The 15,760-nt window shown below is 54.0% G+C and carries 21 protein-coding genes; 12 read left to right on the top strand and 9 right to left on the bottom strand.

Annotated features, from left to right (window positions below):
- Window positions 1–7 precede the first annotated feature (7 nt).
- The 6 genes from AC2CG4_RS19275 to AC2CG4_RS19250 form a co-directional block, all read right to left on the bottom strand.
- Window positions 8–676 carry a LolA family protein gene (locus tag AC2CG4_RS19275; protein ID WP_484487811.1) on the bottom strand — a complete coding sequence of 223 codons (669 nt, stop codon included), beginning with the start codon at window positions 674–676 and terminating at the stop codon, window positions 8–10.
- 3 nt (window positions 677–679) lie between these two features.
- Window positions 680–1,102 carry an acyl-CoA thioesterase gene (locus AC2CG4_RS19270; RefSeq protein WP_484487810.1) on the bottom strand — a complete coding sequence of 141 codons (423 nt, stop codon included), beginning with the start codon at window positions 1,100–1,102 and terminating at the stop codon, window positions 680–682.
- A 19-nt stretch (window positions 1,103–1,121) separates the two neighbouring features.
- The gene (locus AC2CG4_RS19265) at window positions 1,122–1,889 is read right to left on the bottom strand and encodes a glycosyltransferase family 2 protein (protein ID WP_484487809.1); all 768 of its coding nucleotides are present in this window, start codon (window positions 1,887–1,889) and stop codon (window positions 1,122–1,124) included.
- Window positions 1,886–2,302, bottom strand: a complete 417-nt coding sequence (locus AC2CG4_RS19260; protein WP_484487808.1) for an ApeI family dehydratase — start codon at window positions 2,300–2,302, stop codon at window positions 1,886–1,888. The genes AC2CG4_RS19265 and AC2CG4_RS19260 overlap by 4 nt, the downstream gene beginning before the upstream one ends.
- Window positions 2,303–2,304: 2 nt before the next feature.
- Window positions 2,305–2,592 carry an acyl carrier protein gene (locus AC2CG4_RS19255; protein WP_484487807.1) on the bottom strand — a complete coding sequence of 96 codons (288 nt, stop codon included), beginning with the start codon at window positions 2,590–2,592 and terminating at the stop codon, window positions 2,305–2,307.
- A 155-nt stretch (window positions 2,593–2,747) separates the two neighbouring features.
- On the bottom strand, window positions 2,748–3,473 hold the full coding sequence (locus AC2CG4_RS19250; protein WP_484487806.1) for a class I SAM-dependent methyltransferase: 726 nt from the start codon (window positions 3,471–3,473) through the stop codon (window positions 2,748–2,750).
- 142 nt (window positions 3,474–3,615) lie between these two features.
- On the opposite strand from AC2CG4_RS19250, the gene AC2CG4_RS19245 reads away from it, so the two are divergent.
- Window positions 3,616–4,176, top strand: coding sequence for a hypothetical protein (locus AC2CG4_RS19245; protein ID WP_484487805.1), 561 nt, complete (start codon window positions 3,616–3,618; stop codon window positions 4,174–4,176).
- On the opposite strand, the gene AC2CG4_RS19240 is transcribed toward AC2CG4_RS19245, so the two are convergent.
- The gene (locus tag AC2CG4_RS19240; protein ID WP_484487804.1) at window positions 4,177–4,980 is read right to left on the bottom strand and encodes a lysophospholipid acyltransferase family protein; all 804 of its coding nucleotides are present in this window, start codon (window positions 4,978–4,980) and stop codon (window positions 4,177–4,179) included.
- Entirely contained in the window at window positions 4,962–5,966 is a 1,005-nt protein-coding gene (locus AC2CG4_RS19235) for a chorismate transformation FkbO/Hyg5 family protein (RefSeq protein ID WP_484487803.1), read from the bottom strand. Before AC2CG4_RS19235 ends, AC2CG4_RS19240 begins: the two co-directional genes overlap by 19 nt.
- 216 nt (window positions 5,967–6,182) lie before the next feature.
- Here AC2CG4_RS19235 and AC2CG4_RS19230 point away from each other — a divergent pair, with 216 nt between their 5' ends.
- From AC2CG4_RS19230 to AC2CG4_RS19180, 11 genes are all read left to right on the top strand, one after another.
- Window positions 6,183–6,944: a class I SAM-dependent methyltransferase gene (locus tag AC2CG4_RS19230; RefSeq protein ID WP_062058243.1), complete on the top strand. Its 762-nt coding sequence runs from the start codon at window positions 6,183–6,185 to the stop codon at window positions 6,942–6,944.
- Between the two features lie 43 nt (window positions 6,945–6,987).
- Entirely contained in the window at window positions 6,988–7,266 is a 279-nt protein-coding gene (locus AC2CG4_RS19225; protein WP_062058240.1) for a phosphopantetheine-binding protein, read from the top strand.
- Entirely contained in the window at window positions 7,259–7,867 is a 609-nt protein-coding gene (locus tag AC2CG4_RS19220) for a COG4648 family protein (protein WP_062058237.1), read from the top strand. The genes AC2CG4_RS19225 and AC2CG4_RS19220 overlap by 8 nt, the downstream gene beginning before the upstream one ends.
- 11 nt (window positions 7,868–7,878) lie before the next feature.
- A complete protein-coding gene (locus AC2CG4_RS19215; RefSeq protein ID WP_484487802.1) occupies window positions 7,879–9,297 on the top strand; it encodes an AMP-binding protein in 1,419 nt (472 codons plus the stop codon).
- Window positions 9,284–9,592, top strand: coding sequence for an ApeI family dehydratase (locus tag AC2CG4_RS19210; RefSeq protein WP_484487801.1), 309 nt, complete (start codon window positions 9,284–9,286; stop codon window positions 9,590–9,592). Before AC2CG4_RS19215 ends, AC2CG4_RS19210 begins: the two co-directional genes overlap by 14 nt.
- Entirely contained in the window at window positions 9,585–10,532 is a 948-nt protein-coding gene (locus AC2CG4_RS19205) for a lysophospholipid acyltransferase family protein (protein ID WP_484487800.1), read from the top strand. The genes AC2CG4_RS19210 and AC2CG4_RS19205 overlap by 8 nt, the downstream gene beginning before the upstream one ends.
- Entirely contained in the window at window positions 10,495–11,679 is a 1,185-nt protein-coding gene (locus AC2CG4_RS19200; RefSeq protein WP_484487799.1) for a beta-ketoacyl-[acyl-carrier-protein] synthase family protein, read from the top strand. The genes AC2CG4_RS19205 and AC2CG4_RS19200 overlap by 38 nt, the downstream gene beginning before the upstream one ends.
- The gene (locus tag AC2CG4_RS19195; protein WP_484487798.1) at window positions 11,679–12,473 is read left to right on the top strand and encodes a beta-ketoacyl synthase chain length factor; all 795 of its coding nucleotides are present in this window, start codon (window positions 11,679–11,681) and stop codon (window positions 12,471–12,473) included. Before AC2CG4_RS19200 ends, AC2CG4_RS19195 begins: the two co-directional genes overlap by 1 nt.
- Complete coding sequence (locus AC2CG4_RS19190) at window positions 12,473–12,892, top strand: hotdog family protein (RefSeq protein WP_484487844.1); 420 nt, start codon at window positions 12,473–12,475, stop codon at window positions 12,890–12,892. The genes AC2CG4_RS19195 and AC2CG4_RS19190 overlap by 1 nt, the downstream gene beginning before the upstream one ends.
- Window positions 12,893–12,965: 73 nt before the next feature.
- Entirely contained in the window at window positions 12,966–13,406 is a 441-nt protein-coding gene (locus tag AC2CG4_RS19185) for an excinuclease ABC subunit A (protein ID WP_484487797.1), read from the top strand.
- 73 nt (window positions 13,407–13,479) lie between these two features.
- Window positions 13,480–13,659: a Trm112 family protein gene (locus AC2CG4_RS19180; RefSeq protein WP_484487796.1), complete on the top strand. Its 180-nt coding sequence runs from the start codon at window positions 13,480–13,482 to the stop codon at window positions 13,657–13,659.
- Between the two features lie 31 nt (window positions 13,660–13,690).
- Here the strand turns inward: AC2CG4_RS19180 and AC2CG4_RS19175 are convergent, their stop codons facing one another.
- Complete coding sequence (locus AC2CG4_RS19175) at window positions 13,691–15,706, bottom strand: dynamin-like GTPase family protein (protein WP_484487795.1); 2,016 nt, start codon at window positions 15,704–15,706, stop codon at window positions 13,691–13,693.
- Window positions 15,707–15,760 lie beyond the last annotated feature (54 nt).

Genomic DNA, 15,760 nt, shown 5'->3' with positions numbered 1-15,760 from the left:
CTAAAAATTACGGCGCCGATGCAAAACTGGCACAGGGTTTTTGTGGTTGCAGATAAAACCATTGGCATTGAGCTGCGCTGGGCACCGCGCTTTCAACTTGCGAATGAAATTCAATAGTTGTCTCATCGCCATTGGCCGCAGTCACTACCAATTTCTGCAAAAACTGATCGCCATTCATTACCGCTGTGCGCATATTTTTTTTAATCAGATCGAGTCGCGGCGTTAGGGTTAATTGCCATTCATCTTGCATGAAAATCCAATCCGCAATAAAACGCTGTTGAATCAGCGCTATGTCGGCACTCAAAAAAGCGAGCAAGGTTTTATTAATTTCACGCTGGATCAAACCGGATTGTTCACTGGCAACACTGCCCATACCATTTTTTTGCCAATTAATAATATCGCCGCCAGTAATGGTCATCGCACTAAAAAACGGTTTTTCAGTGGCGATATACAAACCCTGCCCGCGCCAGAAAATAAACTGCCCCTGCGCATTAAGTGAGTAGGCCAAACCCTGCAATTTTTTTTGCTGATTAAAACCACCCTGCACCACCGCAATGTCGCTGAGGCGTTTTACCACCTGATCAATTTGCGCCTGGGTATTTGCCTGTGCGGTGCAAGCCAATAACACGCCAACACTCAACAGCAGTGACCGAATAAAAACAATCAATTTATTCATAGATTAACCTGGCAATGGGCCGCATTTAGCGGTTAGCAATTGGTGCAAAATCGCTGGCGATTCAAAACACATCTCATTTTTGGCCATGTCGATCGCAACCTGAATGGTATAGCCTTTGGTCAAGCGCTCACCGGTTTTTACATCGCTAATCACATAATCTACTTTTAAGCGATATTCCCACTCGCGCAGTGAACACTGCACCCGCACCCGCTGACCAAAATGCAGCGGCTTGATGTATTTAATGCGCATATCAATAACTGGCCAGGCATAACCGGAATCGCGCATCGCCTGATAACCATAATCAAACGATTCCAAAAACTCACAGCGCGCCACTTCCAAATATTTCACATAGTGTCCGTGCCAGGCGACATGCATGGAGTCCACATCATGAAACGGCACCTGAATATCGGTTGTGGTTGTGTACATAACAAAAAAATCCGGCGGTTTAACGCTGATGCGTAGAAAAATGACGGTGCAATAATACGGGGATGCGCGGCAACATGCCGAAAAATAACCGGGTGTGCATCCAGCTGATGCGCACATTGTCTTTGATGACATCAAAGTGCGAGGGCATATCATCCTGATACAAAATATCCGTGGGGATATTTTCCACTGCTAACCCCTGCCAATACAAACGCACCAGAATATCGGTATCAAAATCCATGCGCGCGCCGATTTTTTTGCGCGCCAGTAATTCCATGGTGGGCGCCAGCGGATAGAGGCGATAGCCGCACATGGAATCTTTAATGCTGCGCGACAAGGTATTCACACACACCCAAAAGTCAGTCAGTTTGCGCCCACTACGACGCGAGCGCGGCATGGCCTCGTAACTGCGCCAGCCACTAATAACTGCGAGGGGGTGTTGTTGGGCGCAGGCGAGAAATTTTGGCACATCATCCAAATCGTGCTGGCCATCGGCATCGACTTGCAATGCATGGGTAAAACCCTGACGCTGCGCCAATGCAAAACCCTGGCACACCGCCGCGCCCTTGCCCGCATTGTGCGGCAAGCGCAACAAGTGCACATCGGTATTGTGCGCGGCAAGCTGATCCAACAACTGCGCGCAGCCTGCTTCACTGCCGTCATCTACCAGCAGCACGGGCAAATGATAGTCGCGCAAACGGGCGACCACGGCGGCAATTTTATGCGGATGATTAAAGACCGGGATTACCACACAGGGTTTGAAATCCAGCTCGCCGGGGGATGGGTTCATTCGCGCACAAGCTCCGCGGGATAAATCAAGCGACCTTGGGAAAACAGCAGCTCCCGCACGCCAGCATCGTTATGCACAGCATCAAATATGCGATAAAAACGGAAATCGACCGAGTTTTTACCCGCGTCATAAATCAGGCTGAGTTGGAGCGGTGTATTGGGGCTGATGGGGCAGGTGAACTTTAACCGCTCGACGCGCATCACCGGTTCTTGGAGCTGTAGAAACTCCTGCGCATAGTGCACCGCCCAGTCGAGCTGGACTACACCGGGCAGGATGGGGAAATCGGGGAAGTGACCGGCAAAACTGGCCAGCTCAGGCGTTACCAGAAGCTGCGCATCGACATGCCCCTGCGCCACTTTGACATCGATCAACTCTGGCCGCCGCGCCACCGCAATCGGTGTATTGGCGACCACGGTTAGCTCTCGCTCGCTTCGGCGAGGGCTTCGGCCTCTTCAGGACGATTGAGCAGATCGAACACCGCATCAACCACATCTTGCACAGTGCGGACTTGTTTAAAGTCGCTCGGCTGGATACGGCGGCCGGTAAATTCCTTCAATTTTACGGTGAGGTCTACGGCGTCAATGCTATCGATATCCAAGTCTTCGTAAAGATTGGCATCGGGGGTAATAGCATCGGGCGCTATTTCAAATAGGGAAACCAGTGTTTCCTGTAAAAATCCGTATATTTTTTCTTTGCTGTACATAGCGACATCTCGATATTTATTCTGCTGAAACCCTTGCTGGCGTAACAGATGCTGGCAAAAGCGGTTGCCTTGTTCCCCTCCAAAACAAGGCGGGCAGTCTACCAGAAGCGCTGCCGAATGCCCAACCACTCCACAGAAGCTGGAGGCTAAACATGTTAGTACGGCTTGCTGGCGACGATCAGGATTTCGGTAGGTTCGGTATTGTGCAGACCAATACCAATTTTTTGCGCCATGCCCAAACAGCGGCGCGACCACCAGGGGCGCGAGGTTTGAACATCCTGCTCGCCAAACACAAAACCGTTGCTGCGCACCAGGTCGATATAACCCTGCGCATCCTTCTGCGCCATCTGCGGGTGACGAAACAACAGGCGCACCGGCACGGAATTGATAAACGAGCGGCAGGATTCGCCCACTAGCAAAATACCACCCGGCCGCAGCAGGCGATAAAACTCCTGCAGGGTTTCCTGCTGCTGGCTGGTGTGATGCAACAGCTGGTGGCACAGGATAATGTCGAAGGACTCCGCCGCAAAGGTCGGCGCGCTGGCATTGGTGTGCTGGGCGGTGCAGGGAATTGCCAATTGGCTGGCCGCACTGACGGCTTTTTTCACCTGCTCTGCATCTATATCAATACCGGTAATTGCCGCTGGCTGAAAGTGGTGCGCCAGCAAACCAAACGCCAAACCCTGCCCACAACCTGCATCCAAAATCCGCGCCTGCGCTGGCAGCCGTTCGCCCAGTAGCGCTTTGAAATCGACAATCGCCTGGGACAACACATAGCGATACCAGGTGTGGGTGCTTAAAAACCAGCGCCCGAAACGGGTTTCGCGCACCCATATAGTTTTATGGTTAGCCGCGGTGGCGGCAGGGTTGGTGGTGGACATAGATCTGGGACGGCTCGGATAAACTATCAATGCTAGAAAAAGGCGCTAAGGCTCCGTGTGGCGGCATGATAATCTATTGGCGATTATTCTGACTACCGAAGAAAACCCTAGGGTTTTGCACCAAAAACACCGGCGACTTCCGATGAAAAACCCTATAAAACGCATTCTCGACCCGAGTATAGAATCCTTATCCCTGACGTTTTTTCTGCTCTATATCCACCTCGCCGATATGCATACCCGCGCAGATTGGCTGCTACCTTATCTGTTGGCCAGCGCAGCTGGCTTGGGGGCGATGACCTATATGCGCTGGCGCGGCTTAATCCTCAATCGTCTCTTTGTCGGTATCACCCTGTATTTTTGCAGCGGTTTGGCGGGCTTATTAAGCGGTTGGGATTGGCTTAATGACCACTATGGCGAGTTGGGTGCAGTGGCGATGCTCGGCTGGATTTTACTGGCGGGATTGATCGCCAGCTGGGCCAGCCCTCATGGATTTTTGGGGGTCAGATCTGCGGGTTATTTTTCGATCCGCGGCGGATCATTCTTATTACTATTTGCCGGAGTGCTGGCAACGGCAGCAGCGGCGAGTTTTATCGGCAATAAATTATTCGGCGAGTGGCTGCCGTTTATTTTTCTGTTTTCGATGCGCAGCCTATTGCTGCAACTGGATAAAAAACTGCTCAGCGCGCCGGCAACTGCTGCGTAATTAGCTTGGCTGCAACTGCAGGGTAAAAAGCTCGATCAAATCGCGGGTTAACTGACGCGCGGCCATGCTCTGCATCTGCCCATCGGCCATATAGGGTGCGGTGGCGACATCAGGTAACACACTGATGGTGTAATGCGGCGGCTGGGCGCTGATCTCATACCACTGCTGGTTTTTTAGCAGGGTGGCCGGTTCACAGCGAATCACTACTGGCGTCATCGCCATACCCGCACTCAGCGCCAAATTGGATGGCCCGCGATGAAACACCAACGGTTCGCCGGGTTTAGTCCGCGTGCCTTCCGGAAAAACAATCAATGAGTGACCAGCCTTAAAGGTATCCACGCAGCGGTTATACAAATCAGGATCGCTATTGCTCACATAATTCGCCGCACGCACCGCCATAGCGGTAAACGGGTTGCGCCATAAACTGGCTTTCACCACACAGTTGGCATCGGTCAGCCCCATCAAAAACACCACATCCAATAATGAAGGGTGATTGGCAATAATTAACTGCCCAGGCCGATGCAATCGCTCAATCCGGTGAAACTCATAACTGAGCAGCCCCAAGGCGCGCAACACCCGCACATAATTACGAAAGACCAAGGCGATAACACGCCGGGTCGCGCGCGCGCGGCGCATCTTGTTTACCGGCATAAAATACAGCACCGGAAACACACTGAGCGAGAATACCACCCCACCCAGACCAAACAGCGCAAAGCCTATGCCGGTCGCGGGCACTCGCCAAGCACGCGACAAACGCAACCGCCGCCACCAGCTAAGGGGAGTGCTCAGGCTGAGAGATTCCATATTCCATCTATCTCCAGAAGTAGGTCGGCGCGGCAAATATCCGCTGCCACATAGACTACCGGCACCTGCGGATAAGCCTGTTCAATCCGCTGTTTGATCTCCGCCAGATCGCCGGCATTGCGCACATAGACCTTCAACACTTCGGCCACTAATTGCGGCAAATCCCCTGCTGCACTCGCATACTGCCGGACAACATGTGCCAACAACAAATCCAGATTCTCCAGTGTGACCGTAATCTGTTCCGTCAATTGATAGGGGTGCAAGGTGACAAACCCGACCACGCTGGCAGTGCCAGAGACAAATAGTTTGGGCGCTTGCCCTGGCAGAGACAGCAAACTGGCGCGCGCAAACGATGGGCTGCGCGGGCCATATTCGGCGGGATAGTGATAGGCACTCGCCTGCCGAGGATTTTCAAAATGATGGGGAGCGGTTTTACTGGCGAGCGCGTAAATCAATAAATCGCCGCCGCGATGACCGAGGGCGCAGGCTGAAGGAAATTGGTTTTCCGCAATTTCGGCAGCGGCAAACGCGTCAAAGCGGCCCAAACAAAATTGGCGATAGCGCTCCAGACCCTGCTCTTCACCATTGATATCGGCAAAATAATTCCACACCCGCACCAAATGTGGATAAGCGCGCGCCCGGGTTTGCTCCAGCAATTCGCGGTAGAGCCGCTCGGTGGTAGCAGCCAAACCCGCCGCATCCTGTTCATCGGCCCAGAGCGCCAACAGCATATACTGATCGGTCTCCGCCCAGTAGCTGTGTGCACCATAACCACGGGTGACCGGTGAAGCGTCTACTGCAAATACTTCGCCCAGAATACTGCCGTCCAGCGGCAACAGCCCGGTACTCAGGCTCTCGCTACCCTTGTTATTTGCGCAGCGGGCATCCAGCCGAAAATTCGCCAGAGGCGTACTAGAAGCAGCCTGCTCAGCAAGAGAATTGTAATAGCCGCATTTCAGCGCCACCGGGTTTACCACCATATCCATTTACTTATCACTCTTAAATCCAGCTGCATCGCCTGCAGGTTTTACATCTACCCAATTCAACAGGCGCGGATTATAGGAGGAAAAGTTCGCATCAATCCACGTGCTTTCCCGATTGTTGCCTGCAAATTTCTGCTGGTTTACCAAAAGTAACGCCGCCTTGCGCCTCTGCCAAGGCTCCCGTAAAGTACGCGCTTATTTTTTAGGGACTCCAAAATCATGACCAACAATGAACAGAATCGTTTAGCTCCACACCCGGTACTGCCGGACTATTACGGCAAAGCCGAAGACCGGCGCACCCGTGTTGATGAAATGTTTGACTCATCAGCGGAGCACTACGACTGGATCACTGATGTCATGAGTTTTGGCTCCGGCCGCATGTATCGCCGCCAAGCATTGTTGCGCGCCGGTATTAAAGCGGGCGACAAAGTATTGGATGTAGGCGCCGGCACCGGCGTGGTCTCCTGGCTGGCGCAACAAATCGTCGGCGAAGAGGGCTTGGTGGTCGCGCTTGATCCAAGCAAAGGCATGTTGACCCAAGCCGTTAAACTGGGCGTTGAGCACACCTCTATGGGTCTGGGCGAAGCATTGCCCTTCCCCGATGACACCTTTGACTACCTCACCATGGGTTTCGCCCTGCGCCATGTTGCCGACTTGGGCGCCGCGTTTGCCGAATACCAGCGTGTACTTAAGCCGGGCGGCAAAATCCTGCTGCTGGAAATTACTCGCCCCGAAGGCAAAATTGCCACCGCATTTTTAAAGTTCTACCTCAAAATTGTGATCCCCAATCTGGCCAAGATTTTCCGCCGCAGCGCCGACAGCAAAGTGTTGATGCGCTACTACTGGGATACCATCGAACAATGTGTGCCGCCCGCGACAATCGTCGAAGCCCTAAAATCGACCGGTTTGGAGCAGAGCAAACGCGCCGTAGTGCTGAGCATTTTCAGCGAATATACCGGCATCAAACCCGCTCGCGCGTAATCGGTCGCACGTCGTAAAGGTCACATCAAAGGTAGTTAGTGAAATGAGTTCACACACACAAGAAGAATTGGAATTGGCGGCGCTGTTGATCGAGGCGTTGGATCTGGAAGACCTGGAGCCAGCTGATATCAACCCGGAAGCCCCCTTGTTTGATGCCAGCCACAGCGAAAGCCTGGGGCTGGACTCCATCGACGCGCTGGAAATTTCACTGGCCATTGCCAAGCACTACAAAGTGCAGCTCAAAGCTGACGATGAGAACAACAAGGCAATTTTCCACAGCCTGCGTTCACTGAGCAGCTATATAAACGTGCAACGTGCTTAACCGTGTTATCGCAATTGCCCTGATTGCGGCCTACCCACTGCTGGTGCATATCGCACTGGTGTTTGCAGTGCCGCAATTACTGTTTATTGCCCCTATGCTGTTTTTAGCCGGTGTCTGCTGGCAGGGTTTGGGCAACCGCAACAAAACTGTCTGGCTGGTGTTTGGCTTGCTGTGCACTGCGGTTGTGCTGCTCGAATATCTGGGTTTAACCCTGTATCTGCTGTTTCTGCCACCAATAATTATCCCGCTGCTGCTGCTGTTTATTTTTGGCCGCACACTGCTTAACGGGCGCGAACCCTTGATCACCGCAATTGGCGAAGCTGCGCGCGGCCCTCTGTCGCAGGCGATGCGCAACTACACCCACAGACTCACACAGCTCTGGTGTATTGTCTTTGCAGTGATGATTCTCTGGTCGGCGATTTTGCCCTGGCTGGAGCAACCGGAATTGTGGTCCTGGTTTACCAATATCATTAACTATGGTGTGGTCGGGGTGTTGTTTGTAGGCGAGTTTATGCTGCGCAAAAAACTCTTCCCTACCCATAATCACCCAGGATTTTTTGAATACCTGCGCATTATCGCCCGTGCCAATATCCGCTCTTAAGGTGCTGTGTCATGTTAGCTTCCGGCTCCGTCTGCCCCGACTCTTCTGACCTGTCTGCGCTTCCCGCGCTGGCGCTCAATGCGCCGATTGCCTTGATTGCACCCTATGTGCCGCAAAAAACTCTGGTTATCCATAAAGAGCGGCAGATTAGCCAAGCCGAGTTTCTACGCGATTTACAGACAGTGACTGCTGGCTTACCCGACGCCAATTTTGCGCTCAACCTCTGCGAAGACCGCTACTACTTTCTACTGGGCTTTTGTGCGCTGCTGGTAAAAGGGGCGATTAATTTGCTGCCGCCCAATCGCCAGCCGCTCACCCTCACCGAGCTGGCGCAGGATTATCCCGGCTGCTACTGCCTGTTCGACAAAGATCAGCCCTGCGATTTGCCCAGCATCAATCTCGCCGAACTGCTATCCAACACTGCACCTGAGACAAACAGCACACCCGCACTGCCGCTGATTCCCGCCCAGCAAATTGCCGCTATCGCCTTTACTTCCGGCAGCACCGGTAAACCCCAGGCCAATGCCAAATGCTGGGGCACACTCGCCGCCACCGCGCGTTTACTTGGCCAGCGGCTGGGCGCTGATTTAATTGCGCCAACGATTGTCGGCACAGTGCCACCGCAACATATGTATGGCCTTGAAACTACCCTGTTTATGGTGCTGCAAGCAGGCATGGTGATGCACAGCGACAAGCCGTTTTTTCCGGCCGATGTGCAACAGCTGTTACAGCAGCTATCCAGCAAGGCGATACTGGTCACCACCCCGATTCATTTGCGCGCGCTGATCAACGCCGACTTACCTATGCCACCGCTGGGGAGCATTATCTCGGCGACAGCGCCCCTCGACCCAAGCCTCGCCCAGGCCGCCGAACAGTGTTTCCAAGCGCCGCTGTGGGAAATTTACGGTTGTACTGAAGCGGGCAGCATGGCCACCCGCCGCTCAACCCAAACTGCCGCATGGCAATTATTGGATGGCTTTCAATTAGCGCTGACCGATACTGGCGCCTGTGCTACCGCACCGCATTTGCAAGTGGATGCACCGATTCAGGATCAGCTGGAGCTGCATGATGATGGCAGTTTCCTGCTCTGCGGGCGCAACGCCGATATGATCAATGTAGCGGGCAAACGCGCCTCACTGGCTAATCTAACCCTGCAGCTATTGCGTATTGATGGGGTGCAAGACGGGGTGATTTTTCTACCGCCGCCGTCATCCCAAACGTCCAATAGCCAACAGGAAGCGCGCCCGGTCGCGTTAGTTGTCAGTGAATTGCCGGAAAAGACGATTCTAACGGCGCTGGCGCAGCGGGTAGATGCTCCCTTTTTGCCGCGCCCACTGCGCAAAGTCACCGCCTTGCCGCGCAATGAGACCGGCAAACTCACCGCCGCTGCACTGCATCAATTGTGGAACCAGCTACATGAGCAACGCTAAGACCACACAGGAATTGCGCTTGCCGATCCCCGGCGCGCACGCCTGTTATGCCGACCATTTTCCCGGCGCACCACTGGTGCCCGGTGCACTGCTGCTCAAGTGGATTATCGCACTGCTGGCCAATGCCAACTACAGGCAGATCAATTACCTGAAACAGGTAAAATTTCTCGCGCCGGTACTGCCGGGGGATGAATTGCGCATTTGCATCACCCCCGGTACAAAGACCTTCACCGTCGCCGCCTATAAGGGTGAAACACCGGTGCTCAAAGGCCAATTCGAGTGTGTGCATGACTGAATCATCCACCAGCGCCAAACCATCAACCGCAAAAGGCTGGCAAACCCAGCAGGAGCGCGGCACCCCGTTGTTGCTCAACCTGCTCACTTGGGTGGCGTTGAATTTGGGGCGGCGAATGATTTTTGTGTGGCTTTGTGTGATTGTGTTTTATTATTTTCTGTTTGCCCGCAGCGCCCGCACTGCATCGCGCCATTTTTTACGGCGCGCGCGCCAGCGAACACCCAAGTGGTGGGAGATATACCGTCATCTGCTAACCTTTGCGCAGGTCGCGATGGATCGCATCTATTTTCTCGCCGGGCGCGAAGCCGAATTTGATGTCCACATCCACGGCAATCAATTGTTCGACGACTACAAAAATCGCGGCTGCTTTTTGCTCACCGCCCATATCGGCAGCTTCGATGCGCTGCGCGTGATGGGCATGGGTCGCCGCAGCGATGCACTGCCCATTCGCATCTTGTTGGATATCCAACACAACGCCAATGTGATGCGCCTGCTAGAGAAGCTCGACCCGCAACTCGCCGCTGGCGTGATTGATGCGCGCACTCCCGCACCCGCGCTCGCGCTGATTTTGAGCGAAGCGATTGAGCAGGGGCATTTGGTCGGTATCATGGCCGACCGCTGCGCGCAGGGGGAACGCAGTAGCACTGTTGACTTTTTCGGTGCACCAGCCGAATTTCCCGCTGGCGTCTGGCAATTAGCCGCGCTGCTCAAAGCACCGGTGATCAGCTGTTTTGGCGTTTACTCCGGCGCCAATCGCTACGATCTGCACTTTGAATTGATCAGCGACCAACTGGGCACTAACCGTCAGGATCGCACGGCGGCCATCGAAGTAGGTATGGCGCGCTACGTCGCGCAGCTACAGGATCTGGTGCGTAAGCACCCCTACAATTGGTTTAATTTTTATGACTTTTGGCAAGATGAAACCTCTGCGCATCACTAATTACACCTACACCAGCTGTTTGGGTGCAGGCCGTAGCGCTAATTGGGAGGCTCTGCAAGCGGGTCGCTCCGGGCTGAAACCCTGCGACTTTTTCCAGATCAGTGATCTCAATACCTGGATTGGCGAAGTCGCCGATCTAGGCGATGCGCTGCCCGCGCGACTGCTCGATTTTGACTGCCGCAACAATCGCCTCGCTTGGCTAGCCTTGCAGCAAGATGGTTTTTTCAGTGCGGCTGAAGCCGCCATCGCCCGCTACGGCGCGGCGCGGGTCGGCGTGTTTATGGGCACCAGCACCTCCGGCATCCACCAGACCGAACTGGCCTACTTCGAGAATCAAGACCCACTGCCCGACTGGTATAAATACGGCACCACCCACAATGTGTCCTCGGTCGCCACTTTTATCCAGCAAGCGCTGGGCACCCAAGGGCCAGTGATGGCAATCTCTACCGCTTGCTCCTCCAGCGCCAAAGTATTCGCCTCGGCGCAGCGCGCCATCACCGCCGGCTTGTGTGATGCCGCAATTGTCGGCGGAGTTGATAGCTTATGCTTGACCACACTCTACGGTTTTCATGCCCTGCAATTGGTTTCGCCGCAAAAATGCCAGCCCTTTGATCGCCAGCGCAGCGGCATTTCTATTGGGGAAGCCGGTGGTTTTGCGCTGCTGGAAAAAGGCGATGAAAGCGGTTTGTATCTGTTCGGTTACGGCGAGAGCGGCGATGCCTACCATATGTCATCACCTCATCCCGATGGCGCCGGTGCCCAATTGGCGATGAGTGCGGCGCTGCGCAAAGCAGGTTTAGCCCCTAACCAGATCGATTACATCAACCTGCACGGCACCGGCACCCAAGCCAACGACAGCGCCGAAGCCAAAGCAGTAGAGCAGTTATTTGGCAATGCTACCCCTGCCAGCTCCACCAAAGGCTGGACTGGCCACACCCTGGGTGCGGCCGGAATAGTGGAGGCTTGTATCGGGCTGGACGCCATAGTCCACGGGCATCTGCCGCAAAACCTGCATCTACAGGAAGCCGACGAAGGCATGAATATCGCGCTATTGAAAGAAGCGGCGATCCAGCCGGTGACGCGCGTACTGAGCAATTCTTTTGGTTTTGGCGGCAGCAACTGCAGCCTGATTTTGGGGAGTTTGTAATGCTGGAATGCTATCTCAATGCTATCGGCCTCGCCGCTCCGGGTTTGCCAAGCTGGCAGGCTAGCGCCGCCGTTTTGCAAGGGCAAGCGGCCTTTGAACCCACACCGCTGGAAAAATACAAACCCGAACTGCTCCCTGCCAATGAGCGCCGCCGCGCCACTGAACTGGTGCGCATGGCGTTTCGCGTATGTGAAGAGTTGATGGCAAAGAGCGCGATTCCAATGGCAGATTGCGCCAGCGTGTTTGCTTCATCCGGCGGCGACTACCCGATCATCGACCAGATCTGCCGCTCCCTGTGCGAAAGTGAACGATTAGTATCACCCACCCAATTCCACAACTCGGTGCACAATTCCGCCGCCGGTTACTGGAGTATCGCCACCGGCAGCCGCCAGCCATCGACCAGCCTCTCCGCCTATGACGACAGCTTTGCAGTGGGTTTGCTGGAAGCCATGTGCCTGTGCCAGCAGGAGCAATTGCCAACCCTGCTGGCGGTGTACGATATCCAACCGCCTTACCCACTCGGCGGCAAACGGCTGATTCCAGTGGAGTTTGGCGTGGCGCTGCTGCTCAGCCCCACTGCCAGTGAACACAGTCTCGCCCGATTGCAGCTCCAACCGACTGACACAACCGCGCCCAGCACTGCGGCACAACCGGCACTGGAAGCCTTGCGCTGCGCCAACCCTGCGGCGCGCAGCTTGCCGTTACTGGAACTTATCGCCCAAGCTAAATCCGGCTCACTGGTATTTGCCTGTACAAACCAACAATCGCTGCAATTAAAGGTGCAGCCGTGTTGATGGATCGCGCGCAAATTGCCGCGCTGATTCCCCACGGCGATTCCATGTGTCTGCTCGATGAAGTGGTCGCTTGGGATGAAAGCCAGATCCACTGCCGCAGCATCCAGTTTGCCAGCGCCGCCAATCCACTGTTTGAGGCTGAGCAATTAGCTTCAGTGCTACTGCTGGAATACGGTGCCCAAGCCGCCGCCGTACACGCCGGACTATTACAGTCGCGACTGGGTGAAACCCGCCCCGCCTACATAGGTGCGGTTAAGGATGTTGAGTTCTTGGCCGCCATCGCCGACAATTCCTGCGCGCTGGATTTGTATGCGCAGTGTTTGCTCAGCAGCAGCCAGGGCGCCATCTATGAACTAGTGGCGCAGCAAGCCGGCAATACGCTGTTGCGCGGGCGTCTGATCCTGAGCCAACCGGAATAAACACCCCCACTGTTTCATGCACACCGTGTGTGAATCTACCTGTTTGACATACTTACTAATCAAGGAGCCAAGTATGAATTTCATTACCCGCTGCATCACTATTATCGCCATCAGCAGTTGCGCAACCGGTGCATTGGCACGCGACGATGTAAAAGAGTTTTCCATCGCCGAAGCGCTCGCAACCGAACAGGCCAAAAATATCCTCGGCGACGACATCAAGTTTTATTTTGGTGCACAAAGCCATGGCGCAGTCGCTAAAAAATTTGGCGAGTTTGGCACCAACAAAAAATCCAATGGCGTGGGTAAATCTGACAAACAAGCCTGTGAATGGGCCTTTTTGTCAGCGATGAAATCCCTGCGTGAGCGCGCCCAGCGCGAGGGTGCCAATGCCGTAGTCAACATCCGCTCCAACTACCGCAACGCCACCACCACCAGCACCGAAACCTTCAAATGCGGTGCCGGGAATATCATGGTCGGTGTCGCCCTGTTGGGTGACGTTGTACAAATTAAATAATTGATGACTACTACTTACAAGGAGGTAAGAACTATAAAAACTATCTGGATTTTATTATTTGTAGAGGTAAAAAATGCTCAGCCAAAAACTACTTGCGATTTTAGTGTGCCCGGTCAGCAAAGCCGTGCTGGATTATCGCCCTGAACAACAAGAATTGGTGTGTAAAACCAGCGGTCTCGCCTACCCGATCCGCGATGGTATTCCGGTGATGTTGGAGTATGAAGCGCGCCGTTTAGCGCCGGAAGAATGTTAATCCCGCCACCGCTTCGCACCCATTGCGCGGTCTAGTTACCGCGCAATGATTGCCGCCCCTGCTTGATCGATACCACTTGCGCACTCTGCTCCTTTTGCTCCACTTCAGCCATTAATTCCGGCTCCAGTGGTGTAGTCAGCAATTCTTTATAGAGCGGTTCAATATTGCCCAGCGCGGTTTGCAATTGGTAAATATTGGTCTGCAAAGATTCTAACTGTTCGCTGTGGCTATTGCGCTGGGTTTGCAATTGCGTGAGGCGCAGCATGTGATGCTCAAGTAATTGTTTTTGATACTGGTTTTGATGAAACAATGGTGCCAGAGCTTCTTGCATCCAGTGATTGATGTGCTGATTGAGTTCGATATACACCGCGCGCACTTCCTGCACTAGCGTATTGATAAAACGGCTAATCAACGCGCCTTTGTGCGTGAACACTGTTGCCAGTGATTTGCGGAAATCGTCGGCGCGGGTATGCAGCTGGCGCAACTGGCGACGCTGTTTTTGAATTTTTAACAGATGGCGCATGATCAGGTCATCGCCCGAAAAGGTTTGCTCTGGCCGCTCATAAATCGAGGTAAGCACGCGGTTACAGCGCTCGATTTCCCGTTCCAAGTGGCGCAGGTTGCTGTCTACATCGTCAAAAAATTTACCGATGGCACGAGCAAGCCCCACGGTAGTCCAGCTCTGCGCCAGACTCGCATGGGCCTCGGCGATTTGCTGTTCCAATAAGCCGCTGCTGATCGGCCCTAGCAGCGACAATTTTTGTGATTCCAACAAGCGCTGGCTGGTGCGCAATGACAGCGCCTGTTTGTGATATTCATGATGGTTGCGGCGAATGGTATCGCGCAACTCAGTTAATTTTTCACCCGCTGCTTCGGGTGCAACTGCGCGCAATTCACTCAACTCACTTTCGCACTCACCCAAGCGGCGCTGCAAACTATTGCGCGCATTAATCACCATCGCATAGCTGTCGCCGATTAAGCGATGGCCAATAATTTGCTGCTGATTGCGCATCACGCATTCAGCCAGCATACGTTCAAGCTGCGGGAAATTGCTGCGTACTAACTGCGCCTGATTGCGCCCGACTTTGCCCAGCAGCCCCTGTTTGGCCGAGAGCGCCACCACATGTTCAGGCGCTAAATCCAACTGGCGCGCGGTGAGCTTCCGTAAGTGATCGACATTGGCTTCAATTTCCTGTGGTGGAGTGAGGTCATCCCACAGGCTGTCGATTTTATTGAGCAGGGCAATCACGGCGGTGCAGTTGTTATCGCGCAGCACTTGAATATGTTCGCGCCAGATATCCATATCGCTTGCGGTGACACCGGCATCGGCGCTGAGCAAAAACAAAATTGCCTGGGCATCGGGTAGAGTTTTGAGGGTAAGTTCGGGCTCATTACCGAGTGCGTTTAAACCGGGGGTATCAACAATACGTAAGCCTTGGCGCAAGAGTGGATGATCCAAACTAATCAGCGCATGGCGCCAGGCGGGGATAGTGACCATGCCATTTTCATCGCGCTCGCCTAACTCATCCTGTGCAAAACCGAGTTTGATTGCATCGGCTACTGTGACTTGTTTGCTGGCAGACACTTGATTGATCGCCGCGCGGGTCTGCTCGTGGTCTTGCGCATCAAAGTGAATCGCCACCCAGTTTTGCGGGATGCGTTTAAAACTCTGCAAACTGGTATTGGTGCGACGGGTTTCGATGGGCAGCAAACGCACGCAGTTGGCGGGCTGATGGCTATCCCAATAGATTTCGGTAGGGCACATAGTGGTGCGCCCGGGTTGCGATGGCAGCAAACGCCGACCACCGCCGGTGTACAACAGCGCATTGATTAATTCGGTTTTACCGCGCGAGAACTCACCCACACAGGCGATGGTAAAACTCTCGCCGCGCAATAGCTGGCGTGCACGCTGCAGGGTTTTACCCATATTCGCGCCGGACATATCATGCTGCTGACTCCAAAGTTCAAAGCGCTGCAAACGCTCATCTAACTGGCGCTTCCAACGAGTGTAATGGGTCATTTGGCGATGCAGGGCACGTACGTCCATAGCTGTGTTCTCAATATCGATTAGGGCGTTATTTGTACTGTTTAATAACTGACC

It is taken from the genome of Cellvibrio sp. ATLC23 (assembly GCF_057196725.1).
Note: the sequence above shows the minus strand (reverse complement) of the source record. Positions and strands in the feature narration are given on the sequence as shown.